At 38.3% G+C, this 18,008-nt stretch carries 16 protein-coding genes; 5 read left to right on the top strand and 11 right to left on the bottom strand.

Annotated features, from left to right (window positions below):
* Positions 1 to 328, top strand: a 328-nt coding sequence (locus VJ937_RS12965) for a hypothetical protein (protein ID WP_331681807.1), incomplete at its 5' end; no start/stop codon positions are given.
* A 15-nt stretch (positions 329 to 343) separates the two neighbouring features.
* Here the strand turns inward: VJ937_RS12965 and VJ937_RS12960 are convergent.
* The 4 genes from VJ937_RS12960 to VJ937_RS12945 form a co-directional block, all read right to left on the bottom strand.
* On the bottom strand, positions 344 to 814 hold the full coding sequence (locus VJ937_RS12960) for a hypothetical protein (protein ID WP_324067772.1): 471 nt from the start codon (positions 812 to 814) through the stop codon (positions 344 to 346).
* Between the two features lie 82 nt (positions 815 to 896).
* Positions 897 to 1,442 (bottom strand): DUF4924 family protein, encoded by a 546-nt coding sequence (locus VJ937_RS12955; RefSeq protein WP_324067771.1) that lies wholly within the window; start codon positions 1,440 to 1,442, stop codon positions 897 to 899.
* 66 nt (positions 1,443 to 1,508) lie between these two features.
* Positions 1,509 to 3,263 carry a tetratricopeptide repeat protein gene (locus tag VJ937_RS12950; RefSeq protein ID WP_324067770.1) on the bottom strand — a complete coding sequence of 585 codons (1,755 nt, stop codon included), beginning with the start codon at positions 3,261 to 3,263 and terminating at the stop codon, positions 1,509 to 1,511.
* A 139-nt stretch (positions 3,264 to 3,402) separates the two neighbouring features.
* Positions 3,403 to 3,984: an ACP phosphodiesterase gene (locus tag VJ937_RS12945; RefSeq protein ID WP_324067769.1), complete on the bottom strand. Its 582-nt coding sequence runs from the start codon at positions 3,982 to 3,984 to the stop codon at positions 3,403 to 3,405.
* Positions 3,985 to 4,104: 120 nt separating this feature from the next.
* On the opposite strand from VJ937_RS12945, the gene VJ937_RS12940 reads away from it, so the two are divergent.
* Positions 4,105 to 5,445, top strand: coding sequence for a cyclic 2,3-diphosphoglycerate synthase (locus tag VJ937_RS12940; protein WP_324067768.1), 1,341 nt, complete (start codon positions 4,105 to 4,107; stop codon positions 5,443 to 5,445).
* A gap of 64 nt (positions 5,446 to 5,509) precedes the next feature.
* Here VJ937_RS12940 and VJ937_RS12935 read toward each other — a convergent pair whose 3' ends face one another.
* Together VJ937_RS12935 and VJ937_RS12930 are read right to left on the bottom strand one after the other, a co-directional pair.
* On the bottom strand, positions 5,510 to 7,672 hold the full coding sequence (locus VJ937_RS12935; protein WP_324067767.1) for a T9SS type A sorting domain-containing protein: 2,163 nt from the start codon (positions 7,670 to 7,672) through the stop codon (positions 5,510 to 5,512).
* 11 nt (positions 7,673 to 7,683) lie between these two features.
* Positions 7,684 to 9,021 (bottom strand): glucose-6-phosphate isomerase, encoded by a 1,338-nt coding sequence (locus VJ937_RS12930; protein ID WP_324067766.1) that lies wholly within the window; start codon positions 9,019 to 9,021, stop codon positions 7,684 to 7,686.
* Positions 9,022 to 9,340: 319 nt separating this feature from the next.
* On the opposite strand from VJ937_RS12930, the gene VJ937_RS12925 reads away from it, so the two are divergent.
* Complete coding sequence (locus VJ937_RS12925; RefSeq protein ID WP_324067765.1) at positions 9,341 to 9,994, top strand: 7-carboxy-7-deazaguanine synthase QueE; 654 nt, start codon at positions 9,341 to 9,343, stop codon at positions 9,992 to 9,994.
* Here the strand turns inward: VJ937_RS12925 and VJ937_RS12920 are convergent.
* Positions 9,991 to 10,902, bottom strand: a complete 912-nt coding sequence (locus VJ937_RS12920; RefSeq protein WP_324067764.1) for a DMT family transporter — start codon at positions 10,900 to 10,902, stop codon at positions 9,991 to 9,993. The two genes, VJ937_RS12925 and VJ937_RS12920, sit on opposite strands and share 4 nt — an antisense overlap.
* Before the next feature lie 92 nt (positions 10,903 to 10,994).
* Here VJ937_RS12920 and VJ937_RS12915 point away from each other — a divergent pair, with 92 nt between their 5' ends.
* The gene (locus VJ937_RS12915; RefSeq protein ID WP_324067763.1) at positions 10,995 to 12,260 is read left to right on the top strand and encodes a SpoIIE family protein phosphatase; all 1,266 of its coding nucleotides are present in this window, start codon (positions 10,995 to 10,997) and stop codon (positions 12,258 to 12,260) included.
* Positions 12,261 to 12,307: 47 nt separating this feature from the next.
* Here VJ937_RS12915 and VJ937_RS12910 read toward each other — a convergent pair whose 3' ends face one another.
* From VJ937_RS12910 to VJ937_RS12895, 4 genes are read right to left on the bottom strand one after another with little or no spacing between them, the layout of a single operon-like run.
* A complete protein-coding gene (locus tag VJ937_RS12910) occupies positions 12,308 to 13,021 on the bottom strand; it encodes a T9SS type A sorting domain-containing protein (protein ID WP_324067762.1) in 714 nt (237 codons plus the stop codon).
* A 34-nt stretch (positions 13,022 to 13,055) separates the two neighbouring features.
* Complete coding sequence (locus VJ937_RS12905) at positions 13,056 to 13,850, bottom strand: Omp28-related outer membrane protein (RefSeq protein WP_324067761.1); 795 nt, start codon at positions 13,848 to 13,850, stop codon at positions 13,056 to 13,058.
* A gap of 12 nt (positions 13,851 to 13,862) precedes the next feature.
* The gene (locus VJ937_RS12900) at positions 13,863 to 15,491 is read right to left on the bottom strand and encodes a DUF6029 family protein (protein ID WP_324067760.1); all 1,629 of its coding nucleotides are present in this window, start codon (positions 15,489 to 15,491) and stop codon (positions 13,863 to 13,865) included.
* A 56-nt stretch (positions 15,492 to 15,547) separates the two neighbouring features.
* Positions 15,548 to 16,033, bottom strand: coding sequence for a TlpA disulfide reductase family protein (locus VJ937_RS12895; protein WP_324067759.1), 486 nt, complete (start codon positions 16,031 to 16,033; stop codon positions 15,548 to 15,550).
* A gap of 263 nt (positions 16,034 to 16,296) precedes the next feature.
* Here VJ937_RS12895 and VJ937_RS12890 point away from each other — a divergent pair.
* Positions 16,297 to 18,008: fructose-1,6-bisphosphatase (locus VJ937_RS12890; protein ID WP_324067757.1), on the top strand; the 1,712-nt coding region annotated here is incomplete at its 3' end.

The following is an 18,008-nucleotide window of genomic DNA, read 5'->3' as shown; positions in this document are numbered from 1 at the left end:
TACAGGGTTTGCTACCTTCATTCTTTTCAAAGATCATTCCCGCTTCTTATTCCCCTCTATTCCTTCTTTTGCGGGCTGCAAAGATAAAGCTAATTTTTTCCGCCGACAACTATTTTTTCAAGTTTTTTTAAAACTTTTTTTCCTTGCCGAACTTCTCTCCTTTTCATCTGCTCAAAATCACCCTATCTCCTTCAAATATCTGCGCTTTTTCTATCAAAGCGGGTGCAAAAGTAGAGGATATATTTTTACATTCCAAACTTTTTATGAAAGAATTTTGAAGTTTTTTGAAGAAAAAAAGGGCGTCATATTTGACGCCCTCTATATGTAATTAAAATATAATGATTTACTTGAATTCTTCATCAAAGGCATTTTTCTTAAAATCTTTTTTTCCTTCCTTAAGATTTTTTCTTGCCTTATCAATTCGTGCTTCTTTACGAATTTCTTCCACCACTTTTTTGGGAATGCGAACGGAGACCCAATATTCTACATTGTATTCTTTAAACTTATATATCTCAAGGTTTCTTAATTTAGCATTATTAAGCAAAATTTCGGCATCATCGTGTGTGCCGGATACTGTAATACCGGCTACATTTTCAGCCAAATTTTTAATTGCCTTCTTCCTTGCCTCTTCGACATAATCATTCATATATTTCTCACCAGTTTGCTTAAAATGTGACCTGGGGGCCTTTTTCTTAAAGCTCATACCAACTCCGTAATAGAAATATTTATCGGATGTTTTATCAGCCCAGGGGGGCGTACGCGAAATGCCAGTAAGAGTTACAAGCACCAATATTATGGTTAATATATTTTTCATAATCATCTATATTATAATGCAATTTACATCAAATAAACTGATACGGCAAATAATTCATTTGGGTTTTAAAAAGATTAACATTTCAATCAATTCGAAGTTTTCCTTCTTCATATTGATTAAAATATTTGGCTAAGTTTCGTAAAAACTGACTTATAATTCTAATTGCCTCCTCGGTTTCTTTATTAATGTCTTCTTGCTTCATCCTTGTCAACACATAATAATAAAGCGCATTGAGTGCGATATCTACCTCTGTAGTATAATCAGACTTAAGTTTATATTGAAACTCTAAAAGGAAGGGTTTAGCCTTTTCATAATCATTTCTATAAATAGCCAATTCTTTTTGTTCATTTAACCAAAGATGTAAATCATTAACTTCCCCTCCCAGCGTTTGAAGAAAACTTAAATGCCCTTTTTCCTCTATGCCCTCTGATTTCATTTGTTTGATTAATTCTTTATACCAGTTGCGCAGTTCTTCTTTTTGCGCTTCATCAGCTTTGTATTTTGAAATAACTTTTTCATCAAGCTTATTAAAATCAAGGGAAACAGCTCTTAAAGTATCTTCTATCTGATACATATACAGCAAATACTCAATTATATTCTCTTTTCTTTTCTTTTTAGCTATAAACATCGGGTCATTTAATATAGAAAGGGCTGTCCCGTTTGAGACAGCCCTGATATTTTAATAATTGTATTATTATTCAACTATTGAAGTAAAAGTTGCATCTTCTTTATAACGACGGAACTCAACATCAGTAGCAGCAGTTTGCTTGAGGTCTGCATTTTTCTCGATTGCTGTGCGCAAGTTATTGAAAAGCATGTCTGAATCTTGCTTACGTGCTCCAACAACAGCTTTTACATAGTAAAGCAATGGATTCTCTTTGTTTTCAACTTTTTCAAGAATTCCTAGTGCTGCATCATAAGCTTGCTCATTCTGGGTTCTGCTATACTGCAATAGTTTAGCAAGAGCAAAGTTTACAGTTTGGTATTTACTGCTAGCATACATATCAACAGCATCTTCATATTCACCTTTTTTAGTGGCAATCAATGCCTGGTTGTAACTTGTTTCGTTACCACCTGCTGTAGCTGCTTTAAGGTATTCTGAAGCTTTCTCAACATCTCCCTGAGCTAAAGCAACTGCTCCGAGATTGTTTAATACTTTACTGTTATTTGCTTCGATTGCTTTAGCTGCCTCAAAGCTTGTTAATGCATCTGCATAGTTGCCATTCAGGTAGTTTACAACACCAAGGTTATTATGACCTCTCCAATCATCGCTATATTGTTCTGTTACTGTAGTGAAGATTTGTTTTTGCTCAGCAAGATCTTCTGTTAGTGTAGCAGCATAAAGCAATTCTTCTACATTAAGTGTATCGGGCTTTTCCATTGCAAATTTTGATATCTCCTCATCAGAGAAACCAACAACAGCAACTTTCATACGGAATTCAGAACGACGCAATTGAGGAAGCACTTCATCTTTAAGCTCTTCAAATGCAGCAGAAATATTTCTGATTTCTTTTTCACGTACCTCAGGATCATTATACATTGATAGAACTCTCAAAATAAGGTCTTTATCAGGCACATCTGATTTTTGAAGCTCTTTTTTGAATCCTTCCCAGTCTTCGGCAACTGATCTTGTATTATAAACATTTTTCTCTTCTTCTATCTCAATATCTGCCTTTTTAACTGTGTTGCCAAGGTACTTTTCAGTAACATTTTTACGATCTTCTGAAAGTTCAGTATTGAGTTCTACAGTTCCATCAGGTGAAGCATAAGCATCAATTGTGATGTTTTCAATGTTCATATTTTCTTTTTCAGCAACTTGCTTAATATAATCATTGAAAGCTTTAATTTCATCTTTACGTAACTCGCGTCCACGAATATTGTAACGATTGATAAGGAACTGAATTTTTGCTTCTTTAGCATCATAAGTAACACGCTGGAAGTTATCAGCAGCTCTTACAACTTTAGCATCTGAAAAATCAAGCAATGTAGCAGTAGACATTACACCTGGAGCAACCTCACGCTCCAGGACAACCATGCTTTCGTCTTTAACTGTAGCTGTGCCGCGTGCAATAAGTGTTGCTTCGCGCATTGCGGGATCATATGCAATTTTATCTACAATTTCGAAAGAACCACCACTCTCAAAAGGAATTACCTTATTGTTGGCTTCAACATCTTCTCCCTGTAGTTTAATTGATTTAAATGCAACTTCCTGTCCGTTATATTTTAGTACTGGTATTACTTCCAGTTGTGCTTTTTTCTGGAAGAACTTTGGAGGGAACGAACCTGTTAACTTGATTGCAATGCTATCTCCGTGCATTTCAACCGGACTTTTTTGTACATTTAAAGTTACCTGGTCAGCCATTTTCTGCATTTTCTCCAGCTCTTTACAGCCGGTGAATAGCATGATAGCCGCCATAACGATTGTTAAGTACTTGAAACTTGTTTTCATAGTTTACAATAATTTTATGGATTTCTCATTTACTCTTACTTACAAAGCTACAAAGCTAAAAAGGTTTTTGAAAAAAAAAAAGGAACTTTTATATTTTTGTAGCACATATTTTTCTGAATATGAATAGGCTAAACGCAAATTAATTATTTTCAGTATCATAAAACTCCTGGCTTAAAGCAACAAAAAAGTCATTAAAAGCACGTTGCAGGCCAGATTGCTCTTTCCTTAGCACTTCTTTTACAAAATCACTCCTTGCCGGTAAGGAAGTATACCTTGGCATACCGTTAAGGGCTCTAATTAAACCGTCAGGGCTGCTGTATATTTCCGGCCACCTGTGTTTCACCCAAAATGGCATCATTAACTGAATTTGCCGTGGCATTATATAAAACCAGGATAATAACACTTTATTTACTTCATTAACATATTCAGACAAGGTTTGTTCGTGAAATTTTTGCCAATTACTAGCTAAAAAATGATCGAAAATCATGTCTGTTACTATACCAGCATATTTTTTATATGCCGGGGCAAATATTTTATTTACATCAAGCACAATTGGATGATGGTCTGTAAAATCATCTATACAGCGGTGGAGTTTAATTCCATTTTGCAGGCCTTTAGGATATTTAGACAAGTTACGTCCTTTTACAGCATCTGCAATAAAATTTCCAACTTTTACCTCATCATTTTTTCCAGAGAGATATAAATGTGCCAAATAGTTCATAAATAAAGGTAATTATTAAACATTATCAAAAATTAGGAAATTTTGTTTAAACCACTATATTTGTTTCGCAATTTTTAAAACCTAATTTATTCATAAATAAAAAAACGGAGGAATTGACTTATGGCAAAACGTAATGTCATTATCATTGGTGCTGCTGGTCGTGATTTTCACAACTTCAACACCTATTTCAGAGACAACGATTCATTTAACGTTGTTGCTTTTACTGCAGCCCAAATTCCAGATATTGATGGCCGCAAATATCCGGCCGAATTAGCAGGAAGCCTATATCCAGATGGAATTCCAATTCATGGTGAAGAAGAGCTTGAAAAACTTATCGTAGATCTTAAAGCTGATGAATGTGTATTTTCATATAGTGATGTGCCATATGAACACGTAATGCGCATGGCTTCACGAGTCAATGCTGCTGGAGCATCGTTTTCATTAATAGGCGGAAATGACACAATGATTAAGAGTACAAAACCTGTTATTGCTGTTGGTGCAGTTCGTACAGGTTGCGGAAAATCACAAACATCACGTCGTATTATTGAACTTTTAATGGAAGCCGGATTAAAAGTTGTTGCTATTCGTCACCCAATGCCTTATGGTGACCTGGCAAAACAAAAAGTTCAGCGTTTTGCTAAAATTGAAGATCTTGAAAAGCACGACTGCACAATTGAAGAGATGGAGGAATATGAGCCGCATATTACACGTGGTAATGTAATTTATGCTGGTGTTGACTATGAAGCCATTGTCAGAGAAGCAGAAAATGATCCTGACGGATGTGATGTTATTTTATGGGATGGTGGAAATAACGATTTTCCATTTTATAAGCCTGACCTAATGGTAACGGTTGTTGACCCTCATCGTCCGGGACACGAATTAAAATACTATCCTGGTGAGACTACACTTCGTTTATCTGACGTTGTGGTTATCAACAAAATGGATAGCGCTGATGCGGATAACATACAAATCGTGCGTGAAAGCATTGCAAAAGTAGCTCCTGAGGCTATGGTTGTAGATGGTGCTTCGCCATTAACGATAGATAAACCAGAGATTATTCGCGGTAAGAAAGTATTAGTTGTTGAAGACGGACCAACACTTACACACGGTGAAATGAAAATTGGTGCCGGAACTGTTGCAGCCCGCAAAGCAGGTGCAGCTGAGATGGTTGACCCAAGAGAATATGTCGTTGGCAGATTAAACGAAACTTTCCAGACTTATCCTGGAATCGGGAAATTACTTCCGGCAATGGGCTACGGTGAAGAACAGAAAAAAGATTTGGAAAAAACAATCAACAACACACCATGTGATGCAGTTGTTATTGCTACCCCAATTGACTTAAACCGTATTGTTAAGATTGACAAGCCAACCGTAAAAGTTGGATATGACCTTCAGGAAATTGGTCAGCCTTCACTTGCAGAACCAATTGAAGACTTTATCAAAAAGCACAATCTGAAATAATAAATTTATTCACAGCAAAAAAGGCTTCCAAATTGGAAGCCTTTTTTTGATTTTACCATGTAAATTAAGGTTTCCTGGTAAATATCTTACTTTTATATTTTCCATTTTGCTTTATAAGCAGGATATATGTTCCAGCCACCAGTTTTTGAGCAGGTAAAACAGCATGTCTGCTATTCACAGTAAATTCATCGACTGGTCTGCCATCAATGGAAAGTAAGGTTACAGTCTGAACTATTTGATTTGATTCAACGTGCAGCACATTTGAGACAGGATTTGGATAAACCTTACCTGTAAAGGAGCTAGTTTGAATTCCTCCACCAATTGTCATCACCAAACGCCAATCAATTTGATTTCCCTGGTAATCCAGAATTTCAAAACTCACAAAAGCACTATCATAATTAAGGCTATAAGGGCCAAAGAACTGGCTGGCTGTATCATTAATACGGCTATAATCTGCATCCCATTTACCATTTAAAAATATTCTGGCACCCGGACTGAGCTCAAAATTCAACAATTTTTGAGGATCTTTCACAAAAATCATTTCAGCCCAGGCATCATTATTTTCATAGTCGACATGCGTCCACAGATCATAATCACTACTAAGACTTTCTATACTTGCCAGCGGTTCATTCACCCAGCTAAACTGATAAAACTGCACTGAGCTATCCTGAGAAGTAACTTTCACACGGTAGTTTCCGGGTTCATATTTAGGGGTATCGAGGTATTCAACTGTTTGGTAAATATTCATACCGGCGGCAAAATTATCCCATACATGTGCTGAATCCTGCATCATAAAATAGAATACGGAATCAGGCGAAAAGTTCCGGATGCCAGCAAATGAGGCTAATGCAGCGTCTGCTAAAACGGGCTCAACACCTGACTGACCAGTCCGGTAAACATTATGCAGCTGCACTTGTGTATTTGAGTTTACATCTGTGACTGACGCAAATACAAATTGACCATTAGCCAAAACTGAATTGGTTGCATTATCGGTACCCACAGATACAATATTAATGGAATCGTTATCTAAATCATAAATTGCAAGGGCTCCCTGGGAAGTGCTCTCCATTGCCGGCAAAAATACTTTTCCATATTGCACAGTACCATCTCCAATTGCTGTAAGTGTGTCAGAAATTGTTAAAGCACTGTTTTCATACAGCAAATTACCGTCCTGGTCAATTTTCTGTATTTTTGTAAAATTACTCTCTTTACTGGTGGGTGTTTCGTGCCAGGCAAACAAAGCATTACCTTCCCAGTCTTGGCCCAGACATGATGGTGTAGTCTGGTTCATTTGGTTATTTACAGAAAGATTTAACCCTCCGTTTTCGTAGCGCAGATTTCCATTAAGGTCCACATGTTGCGTAAATACATCATTGAGTGTATTGCCATCAGGATCACCATACCAGGTGATGTAAATACCTGAATCTGAAGACGAATGTAATTTTAGTCTGCGACCTTCTCCAATGCCTGAATTACCTGTCACCCCCAGAACAGTATCCCATACATTTTGCCCTGATGTACCGATTTGTTGTGCAAGCACCTGCTTATCTCCGTATTGCCCGTTTTGGTACGTGTACACCAGGAAAACAGTAGAATCTGTAGCAGGCATTAAGTTCGGATTAAAAAGTCTAATGTCAGTTTCTGCAATTTTAAGCCCGTTTTGCCATAAGCGCTCTCCATCAGAATTAAGCCACTGCATGTTGATTGAATACCCATCGGCATCCATTTTATTCCATGCAGCAACCACATCGCCATTAGGCATTAATGCCACATCAGGAGAATATTCAGAATCATAGCCTGTAGCGACAATTAGCTCTACTCCGGGTTCTCCCCAAAGAAACTCCCCTTGTGAGTTAATTTTGTATCCAAAAATATCCTTATCTGTTAATCCATTTCGCGCATCAGCAAAAAACACATATGCATTATCACCATCAGATTTCAGGGAGTAATCACTTATCCATGAATCCTGAGTATAATCAGTCACAACCAGAGGGCTTGCCCATTGTGGTTCACCTTTGGGATTTACATACTGCATATACATTTTAAAATTTTGATTTTCATCGTACCAGGTCACATAGTAACCGCTGTCGCTTGCTGCAACCTGCGGGTATAAATATGCAGCATTCTCAATTTGTTCACTTATAACTACTGGTGCTTGCTGGTTAAACTGAGCACATAGCAATTCACTTGCTGCAATAAAAAGCAGCATTACAAAAATTTTCTTCATTTAAAGTTGGTTTAGAAATTAAGTTCTTTTCGTAAAATCTGTAGTTCTTTATATTCTGCCTCAAATCCGGGTTTTTGAAGCAATGCAAACATATTCCGTTTATAATCTTCTACCCCCGGTTGATTAAACGGATTGACCTGCAACATTAACCCACTGATGGCGCATGTAATCATAAAAAAATAAAGCAAGCCACCTATATTATCGACATCATCGTTTTGAATTTTAATCATAAGGTTTGGGACTCCTCCGCTATTATGCGCAAGCATGGTGCCTTCCAACGCATTTTTATTTACAAAATCCATTGATTTACCTTCAAGATAGTTCAGGTTATCTAGGTTTTCGTCATCATGCCCAATTTGCTCTACTTTGGCATTAGTATTTTCAAATTTCACAACTGTTTCAAAAAGGTTTCTTTTACCATCCTGAATGTATTGGCCCATTGAATGCAGGTCTGTAGTAAGATCGACACTTGCCGGGAAAATACCTTTTCCGTCTTTTCCTTCGCTCTCGCCAAATAACTGTTTCCACCATTCTGCTATAAAATGAAACTTGTGGTGATAATTGACCAATACTTCGGTAGTATTTCCATTCTGATAGAGTACATTTCTAATAGCGGCATAATCCAGAGCAATATTATTTTTTTTGTCGCTCCAAACTTGTTCTTCCATTTGCTTTGCACCCTGGATTAGTTGTTTTATATCAAATCCGGCAACTGCAATTGGCAACAAGCCAACGGGCGTAAAAACAGAGAAGCGCCCTCCTACATCATCAGGAATTATAAAAGATTGCAGTCCATTGGCGTCGGCGAGCTTACGAAGTGCTCCTTTCGACGAGTCAGTAATTGCAACTACACGTTCTTTCATGGCTGTTTCACCGAATCGGGAGGTGAGCATATTGCGCAAATAACGAAAAGCAATAGCTGGTTCGGTTGTAGTTCCTGACTTAGAGATTACGATAATGCTCCATTTTTTATCTTCCAGATATTGCGAGAGCTCTGTTAAATAGCCTGGTGACAACTGATGGCCGGCATATAAAACCTCACAACCATCGCTTTTGAATGCTGATTTTTGTGATTCAATCACAGCCCGCGCACCTAAATAAGAACCACCAATACCCACAACAACCACAACGTCGCTAATCTTGCGAAGATTTTGGGCAACTTCATTTATTCTTTCCAACTCCCCACTCTTCAGTGATGATGGCAGGTTAACCCAACCAAGAAAATCGTTTCCGGGGCAGGTTTTGTCCTGGATAGATTGCATAATATCCTCACCCATTGAATGGTAACACTCATAATGACGGTGCACCATCAAATTTTTCACCAATGATTTTTCCAATGAAATTTGCATCGCTTTATTATTTAGATTATTCATACTTGCCATCGAGAAAGTATTGTAATTAACTGAATAACAACTTCCCCAAAAGTTAGTTCGCAGTTAATCTCAGCCAAAATTAACGATTGTTTACGGGTTTAGCAAGATTGATTGACAATAATCTGGAAACCCTAAACTTATAATCTATTAATACGAACAAAAGCAAAGCACTAAAATACAAACACTTAAATTACACTCAAAACAACTTTAGCGCAGCCAAAATTTAATATTCTCAAAATTAGCCTTCAAACCGTTGATAAAATACTATTTTTGCAGCCCAAAAAAATGGCAAATAATGGCAAAAAGCCAGAAATCATATCAAAAAGTTGATTCGGAGTTACTTGAAGGAGGTAAAAAGTTACCGCTCGTAGAATCTTTTTATAGCATTCAGGGAGAAGGACACCATAGCGGGAAACCGGCATATTTTATACGCGTAGGTGGGTGTGATATTGCATGCCACTGGTGTGATTCAAAAATAAGCTGGAATGCAGACTTGCATCCTCTGGTTTCTGTCGATGAAATTGTAAACCAGGTACTGAATACGCCGGCCCGATCGGTAGTTGTTACTGGTGGTGAACCAGCCATGTATCCGCTGGACCCTCTAAGCACTCTGATAAGAAGGAATAATATCAGTAATTTTTTGGAGAGCAGCGGGGCTTATGAAATCACTGGCCAATGGGATTGGATTTGCATAAGTCCGAAACACAACAAGCATCCCCTGAAACAAAACCTCAAAAGAGCAGATGAACTTAAAATAGTAATTTTCAGCCAAAGTGATTTTGATTTTGCAGAACAATGGAAAAAAGAAGTTTCTGCTGAATGCAAATTGCTCCTGCAACCTGAATATTCGCAATTTAAAAAGATGGCACCTTCGATGGTTGAATATGTAAAAGCGCATCCGGAATGGAATATCTCACTCCAGTCACACAAATATTTAGATATACCTTAAATAAAAAACATCGCCACACCAGCTACTGCAACAAAAGCACCTAGAACTTCGCGTGGTGTAACCCGCTCCTTAAAAATAAATACCGAGGGTAAAATTATGATTACAGGGACAAGTGAAGTAAGTGTTTGAGCAATGCCCGCAGAGGTAAATTTAACTGCAACTAATGATAGCGTTACCCCTAAAAATGGGCCAAAAAAAGCGCCTCCTGAAGTAAACAGCATACCTTTTTTATCTTTCAAAGCAGAAAACACGCGGCTCCACCTGCGCATAAAGGTAAACACAATCATAAAACCAATTGCTCCGGCCATCACACGGATATGTGTTGAGGCAATTACATCGTAATTTTCCATTCCCTTTTTGCTCAGCACAAGTCCAACTGCCTGCCCGGCAGCACCTCCAAAGGCCAGCAGAAGCCCCAGGGGATTTTCAAACCAGTCTCTTAGTTTTGGTTTTTTACCGTTTTGTTCTTTTGCAGGACGGTTCAGGACTACCATCATAATGCCGGTAAGGGTTATCATCATTCCCAGCAAACCCTTGGTTGTCATGGCTTCGCCCAGGATAATCCAGCCGGCAATAGCTGCAACAGGCGGAGCAAGAGCCATAACAAGCATCGAAATACGTGCTCCAACCACAACAAAAGCCTGAAAAAGCAACAAATCACCAATTGTAAATCCAATTAGACCAGACAAAGCCAGCCAGGTAAGATTATGTGTAGTAGCATCAAGTGGCAGAAAATATCCTCTTGTAATCCACGTTACAGTTCCTAAAAGGAAGAAAGCCATGAACAACCGAATAAGATTAACCGATAAAGAACCAATTCTTTTTCCGGCAGCTTCAAAAAACATGGATGTTGCTGTCCAACAAACTGCAGTGCCGATTCCGGCGATTTCTCCGTAATAGTTTTCCATAAGCAAACAAAAGATGCGCAAGATTGCAAAAAAAATGGAAAATCAGGTAAAGAAACCCTGTCAAACCTATTTATAATATGTAAATTCGTTATATGGAAACTGGAGATGATAAAATAAAAACAATCAGAAATAAATTATCTGAAGCCCCGCTTTTTATTGGCACTCAAGGCTATCAATTAGAAACCGTAATACGGGCATCGATGTTGGTTGAATACACCGATGGTCAAATCATATTCGAAAGAGGGGATCGAGCCAATGGCTTTTTTATCATTTTAGAAGGAAAAGTAAAAATACATGCAAGGCAAATCAAATACATTGAGTTAGGGCCGGGTAAATATTTCGGGGAATATGCACTCATAGAAAAACAGCCCCACTCCTCCACGGTAACAGCCATTAACCATTGCAAGTGTCTTGTTATGCCGCCCGATATTTTCAACAATTTATTGCAACAGAGTTTACCTTTTAGCAACAGGTTATTGCAAACCCTGATACACAGACTACGATCGAAAGACAAACTTGAAATATCACTTACAGAAAAAAATGCAGAAATAAGTGAGCAAAATGAAAAAATAAGTGAGCAAAACCAGAAAATAAGGGAACAGAATGAACGCATACACGAAAGCATTGAGTATGCCGGGATGATACAATCGACCATGCTGCCATCGACTAAGCTACTGGAAATGAAACTTGAGAATTATTTTCTCATATTTCATCCCAGGGAAAAGGTAAGCGGTGATTTTTATTGGTTTGCTCAGAAAGAGAACAAATATTGTGTAGCCATATCGGACTGTACAGGACATGGCGTTCCGGGAAGTATGATCAGCATACTTGGCATTTCATTTTTAAATGAAATAATTAATCAGTTGGACCAACCAGACCCAGGCGAAATACTAACCCTGCTTAACAATAAAATGCAGAATGCATTGAATCAAAACCATGAAAGATATCATTCGCATGACGGCATGGACATTGCCTTTATAGTAATTGATTTTGACAACATGGAGCTCTCATTCTCCGGAGCCCAAAGCCCGATGTACCTGGTGCGCAATAACGAATTGTCTGTTTTCGATCCTAATAAAGTAAATGTGGGAACAGCCCCAAATAATTACCAGTTCACAACACAAGACACTTTGCTTGACCGTGATGATATGCTTTATTTCTTTACCGATGGACTGGTAGATCAGCTTGGTGGCGAAGAGTACAAACGCTATGGAACCTGTCAACTCAAAGATCTGCTCATGCAGATTGCTGATCAGGACCCTCAAGTGCAGGAACAAGCTATTCTGGATAGTTTTTGGGAATGGAAAGGAGAAAACAAGCAAACAGATGATGTAACTCTACTTGGAATTAGGGTATAAAAAAGCTCCCGAAAAAATCCGGGAGCTATATTTCTACATACTCGGATTTATTTTTTCAGTATTTTGCGGGTTTGCAAAACACCTTCTGCATTGACCAGTTTTACCATATACAATCCGGTGTTAAAATCATCCATATTGATCTGATAATCTGTATTTGGCGAAACTCTGCGAGCCTTCATAAGTTTACCAAGGGCATTATATACTTCGATTCGTGTGTTGCGATCGGCACTTCCTTCATACCTCACATTTAATTGGCCTTTGACCGGGTTCGGGTAAAGCATGAATTCAGACAGTAAGTTTTCTGATATACCTACAGGGGCCACACTGAAATGCACATAAAAACTTAACATTTCTGCAGAATCGGGCATGGTATACAGGTTATATTTAATCAATGCATCGCCTGTATTACCTCGAGGCTCCAGGTCTGCATCAAATATCTGTGTTTCGCCTGCTGAAATGACAAATTCATCGCTAATGAAAGTACTCGCCAGATAACACGAAGTTCCAACACAAAAAAATGTGGTCATACCCTCAGGCAAGGCCACATCCTCGCGACTAACTTGCATGGTAATATTACCCATTGAAATATTTTCTATTTCAAAATGACTGGCGATGGGGTTCTCATCGGCACCTCCATTTACATGAATGGTATCGCCATTGTTTACGAGTTCCTGAGAATCGCTAATCTGAAGCTCAAAAGACTGCGCATTCAGTGCAATTCCGGAAATCAAAAAGATGATTAAAAGGTAGATTTTTCTCATAGTTGTAGAATTTGGTTAGATAATAAATTGTATGTTATTCTGTAATAAGTTTGACTTGCTCTCCGGTATAAATTTCTTTGGTATTTTGATCAACAATAATGCCAACGGCATAAAGATTTTCGGTTTGCCAATTGGCATCTAATGTGGTAGTAAAGCTAAGTTCATCCACACCGTCGGTAAAATTCACCTGTGTGCCGTTGATATTATTTACACACCTACGCAATACATGTCTGTGATCGTAAGGATCAATATCTGATCCTATTTGCGGTCCCTCAATATGGTCTTCAATGATCAACATAAAAAAATGAAGGGGGTTTTGTGCTTCTACCCTTTCTGTTATTACATACCTGGCCCGTAAAGTACTGTCCTGCAACTGAATATCGGGCGTAATAATAAAGTCCGTATAATCCGGAATTACACTACCAACCTCACCTTGCCAGGAAGTTGGGGCACCAGAAATAGCATCGTTTTCATTAAGGCTTGCGATTGAAGCTGCGGGCGTTGAACTAAGTCCAAGATCAGTAAAGATTTTATCTCCAAAAGGGGTGCGAAAATCAGGTTCTCCGGGATAAGGATCAGCAAAAAAACCAGCATGTACACTAATTGGAATAACGTGGCCGTGATAAACAGAATCAATTTGCGCTATAGCTTCGTGGCCTGCAGGGCAATTGGTACAGTGTATACCCGTAAATTCAAAAATCACGGCTTTTTTGGTCAGCTCAGTGGGAGCTTCAATTTCGACCTGGTTGCCATAAGGTTCATTAACCTCATCGCATGAAGCCATAATAAGCGCAAAGGCAAATAGTATTATTGTTTTCAGTCGTATCATAAACTAAGATTTTTAAAACGTAGAAGTTAAAGTTACATACGCTCCATAGGCAGATGGTACCTGGCGGCATACTCCGCCCACACACACAATACCTTCGCGTTGTTTTCCAAAGTTAAGCTGAACGCGGTTACCACCTTTATTATATCCCATACTTAATGTGTAATAATGTACGCGTAGGTCTTTATGGTCATTTCCATAATTGTATTGATCCATTATAGAAAAAAACCAATGGGGTGAAATTGTATATTCGAGCATCACACTGTACCAATCTCCACGATCCTGTTCAGTCATTAATAATTGTTGCTCCAGCCTTATAGAATGACGGCGTTTAATTCTGTAACTCAGATCAAGAACCCCTGCTTTGGCATATACAATACCGCCTTTACCTTCTATAAACTGCTTATTGTAACTCACATACTGACCTATAAAAGTACCTTTCAATTTTCGGGAAAATTTGCGTTCTATTTTGAGGTTAAAGTCGTCGTAAAGCAAATCATCTGAAATAGCAAGAAACTTATCTTTATAACCAAGGGTATCGTTCTCAAGGCCTTCTCTATTGCGCTCAATATCGTGAACACGCGAATAGTTAAGTGTAATTAAAGTACCATATTTTCCGCCTAAAGCGGTTTTACGCTTAATACGGTAATAAAACTCACCCTGGGCACCTGCTTCACCTGTTAATTGTGTGGCATAAGGGTACATTGCTGTCAATGCATATGTATGATTTTGAGTTACAGCGGGCAGGTAATTAATAAGCAAGTTCTTATCTACAGCCTGATAATCTGACCTGAAACTCATATTATCGACCCATTTACCACTCAGCATGGCACCAAATGAACCTTTTGACCATGTGCTATTAACAAGTAAGGCATCGCCATCTTTATATATCATACCATTATCTGCTGAGGGATCATTTACTTTATGGGCATACTCGCCTTTCAGCGAAAACATACCATGTTGAAAATTGAAGCGACCTGCAAAAGATGCTACATTTTCAGGCAGGTTGTATTGCACATTTTCGTCTTTTTGATATTTAGAAACGATGCTACCGCCTATTATAAAACGTGTTTTGGCATATTTAAGGGTATCAAAAAGTTGATTAATGTTTATTTCTCCATCAAAACCACGTACAATGCCTTCGCCTAAATCGAAAAACACCCGCTGCTTGCCATATAAACCTTTAAAATAGACTCCTTTGTATGGATTGTATTTAACATGAATACCTTCGAAGGCATTGTCATATCCGAGGTTTTTATCTTCCCAGGCACGCAGCACCAAACCATTGCCAAACTGCTCGTAGAAGTTACCTACAGTAAATTCCAGTTCTTCATTTTTATAGGATAAAAAACGGTAAGGGATGCCTGTTCCGTCATAGCCTTTTTCGAAACCCTGAAGCGTATTAAGGTAACCTTCGAAGCGCATTCCGGCAGTAAAATTACCATAATCGTACCTGAAGTTGGCATAACCATTCATAAGTGTTTTTTCCGGAGGAACGTTTGTGCCTATCACACTATCTTTTAGATAATACCAGGCCTCCATATTAAAGTTGCCGCTGAGGCGACCCTTTGGGCGGTCTTGTTTTTGTGCCATTGCCACCATGGGAAGAATAATAATCAGTGACAGCAAAAAAATCTTTCTCATAACTTTAGGAATTAGCCACGTACATTTCGCACTGTAATATGGCAGAGATATTTGAATTATTTTTCAGTAAGTTCAAGCAATTTATCATACAATTCCTCTTCATCGCCATCAACATAGGAAGTATGTTGCCATATTATTTCTCCATCGCCATTTAGTAAAAAAGTATGGGGAACATTGGCAACGTTCATGGCACGCTTAAAATCGCCATTCTCATCGAGGAAAACATCAAATTGCCATCCACGCGCATTAACGTATGGTGCCACGCGGCCAGAGCTACGTGTGTCATCGGTAGAAATGGCAACAATTCTCACTCCTGTTTCGTCCTTCCAGTCCATATAATAGTCGTTATAAGCGTTAAGCTCTTTAACGCAAGGCTTACACCAGGTCGCCCAAAAGCTAATAACTATAGGTTTTCCATCGTTTGAAAAATTTGATGTATTTACAACCTGACCGGAGAGTTTTTTTACATCGGCAGAAGGAATATTTTGTGCCGACAAACCCATGGTTAAGCACACCAGGGTAAGAATAAATGTAGTTCTCATAGCTGAAGATTAAAAAAGTTAAACCAATCAAAAAATTCCGGGGCTAACGGGCACACCCCGAAAAAAAGATCTTTTGATCTTTTGCGTGCCAAGATACAAAAAACTTCAGACCTGCGAAATGAAATAAAAAATCTAATATAAAATTGATAAAAACAAGCTGTTCATCTTTCAGAAAAATAAATTCATAAAATTTCATATTTCTGATGATAAAGAATTATTAACTTCATGACATAAAAAATCAAAGTCAAAAATCATCACAAAAAATGAAACTCTCCAAAGAAGAACTCAGCTATTACAAACTTCTCGCACGCTCTTATCGCACCATTCAAGCTGCAAGTACTGAAATCATTAACCTGTCGGCCATATTAAACCTACCCAAAGGCACAGAGCACTTTATGTCAGATATTCATGGCGAATACGATTCTTTTATCCACATTGTAAACAATGCTTCCGGCGTAGTTAAGCGTAAGATTAATGATGTTTTTGGTGATACCATTTCACAAAAAGACAAATCTGAACTGGCAACACTTATATTCTATCCAAAAGAAAAGCTAAAATTTATAGAGCATGAGCATGAAGATGAAATGCAGGATTGGTATAAAGTAACGCTTTTCAGACTGGTAGAAGTATGCAGAAATGCATCGTCGAAGTACACACGTTCGAAAGTACGGAAAGCCCTGCCCAATGATTTTGCCTATGTAATAGAAGAATTATTGCATGAGCAAGAAAATGCGCCAAATAAACAGGATTACTACAATGGCATTATTGATACCATTATACGCATCAACAGGGCCGATAATTTTGTGATGGCCATATCTGAACTTATCAGAAGTCTGGTGATTGACCACCTTCATATTGTAGGGGATATTTTTGATCGCGGACCCGAGCCAGACCGCATTATCGACACTTTGATGACATTTAAAAGTGTGGATATTCAGTGGGGCAACCATGATATTTTATGGATGGGTGCTGCCATGGGCTGTACAGGATGCATATCGAATGTTTTACGTATATCTGCACGTTACGACAATTTATCTATCATAGAAGAAAACTACGGTATTAACCTTATGCCGCTGGCAACTTTTGCGATGGAAACCTATGAAAATGATTTATGTGAAGTATTTGCACCCAAAGAAGAGGCTTCAGCAGACAATAGTCCACAACAGCAACTGCTCATCAGACAAATGCATAAAGCCATTAGTGTAATTCAGTTCAAAATAGAAAGCACCATTATTAAACGCAACCCCTGGTACCAAATGGAAGACAGATTAGTGCTGGATAAAATGAACTATGAAGAGGGGACTATTAAGATTGGCGGAAAGAGCTATAAACTCAAAGACAATAAATGGCCTACCATTGACCCTGATAATCCACATGAACTAACCAAAGAGGAAAAAAAGTTAATGGAACGGCTGCAACACTCATTCTTAAATTCAGAAAAGCTGCAAAAGCACTTGCATTATTTGTATGAGGTTGGCAACATGCACCTGGTTTTCAACAATAACCTGCTTTATCATGGATGTATTCCAATGACGAGAAATGGAAATTTCCAGCGCATGAAAATTTTTGACAAAAGCTATAGTGGTAAAGCCCTTGTTCTTAAACTGGAAAAAATCGTCCGGAAAGCATTTTCGAACCACTTAAAAAGCACACCAAACTCTTATGAGCTTGATTTTCTGTGGTACTTATGGGCAGGTCCTGTATCGCCATTATTTGGAAAGAAAAAGATGGCCACTTTTGAGCGCTACCTATTATCTGACAAAAGTACGCACCACGAGGAAAACAATCCATATTTTGCTTTGCGCGATGAGGAGGAGACATGTAATAAAATCTTAACTGATTTTGGAATTGACCCGAAACAGGGGCACATTGTGAATGGCCACACCCCTGTAAAACGTAAAAAAGGAGAAAACCCCGTTAAAGGGAACGGGAAACTCATTGTAATTGATGGCGGCCTTGCAAAACCCTATCAAAA

The organism is Salinivirga sp., assembly GCF_035268865.1.
Taxonomy (GTDB): Bacteria; Bacteroidota; Bacteroidia; order Bacteroidales; family Salinivirgaceae; genus Salinivirga.
Note: the sequence above shows the minus strand (reverse complement) of the source record. Positions and strands in the feature narration are given on the sequence as shown.

Bases quoted from the DNA above. Each gene is read 5' to 3' on its own strand.
- VJ937_RS12960 (WP_324067772.1), bottom strand. From the start codon at position 814: ATGAAAAATATATTAACCATAATATTGGTGCTTGTAACTCTTACTGGC.
- VJ937_RS12955 (WP_324067771.1), bottom strand. From the start codon at position 1,442: ATGTTTATAGCTAAAAAGAAAAGAAAAGAGAATATAATTGAGTATTTG.
- VJ937_RS12950 (WP_324067770.1), bottom strand. From the start codon at position 3,263: ATGAAAACAAGTTTCAAGTACTTAACAATCGTTATGGCGGCTATCATG.
- VJ937_RS12945 (WP_324067769.1), bottom strand. From the start codon at position 3,984: ATGAACTATTTGGCACATTTATATCTCTCTGGAAAAAATGATGAGGTA.
- VJ937_RS12940 (WP_324067768.1), top strand. From the start codon at position 4,105: ATGGCAAAACGTAATGTCATTATCATTGGTGCTGCTGGTCGTGATTTT.
- VJ937_RS12935 (WP_324067767.1), bottom strand. From the start codon at position 7,672: ATGAAGAAAATTTTTGTAATGCTGCTTTTTATTGCAGCAAGTGAATTG.
- VJ937_RS12930 (WP_324067766.1), bottom strand. From the start codon at position 9,021: ATGCAAATTTCATTGGAAAAATCATTGGTGAAAAATTTGATGGTGCAC.
- VJ937_RS12925 (WP_324067765.1), top strand. From the start codon at position 9,341: ATGGCAAAAAGCCAGAAATCATATCAAAAAGTTGATTCGGAGTTACTT.
- VJ937_RS12920 (WP_324067764.1), bottom strand. From the start codon at position 10,902: ATGGAAAACTATTACGGAGAAATCGCCGGAATCGGCACTGCAGTTTGT.
- VJ937_RS12915 (WP_324067763.1), top strand. From the start codon at position 10,995: ATGGAAACTGGAGATGATAAAATAAAAACAATCAGAAATAAATTATCT.
- VJ937_RS12910 (WP_324067762.1), bottom strand. From the start codon at position 13,021: ATGAGAAAAATCTACCTTTTAATCATCTTTTTGATTTCCGGAATTGCA.
- VJ937_RS12905 (WP_324067761.1), bottom strand. From the start codon at position 13,850: ATGATACGACTGAAAACAATAATACTATTTGCCTTTGCGCTTATTATG.
- VJ937_RS12900 (WP_324067760.1), bottom strand. From the start codon at position 15,491: ATGAGAAAGATTTTTTTGCTGTCACTGATTATTATTCTTCCCATGGTG.
- VJ937_RS12895 (WP_324067759.1), bottom strand. From the start codon at position 16,033: ATGAGAACTACATTTATTCTTACCCTGGTGTGCTTAACCATGGGTTTG.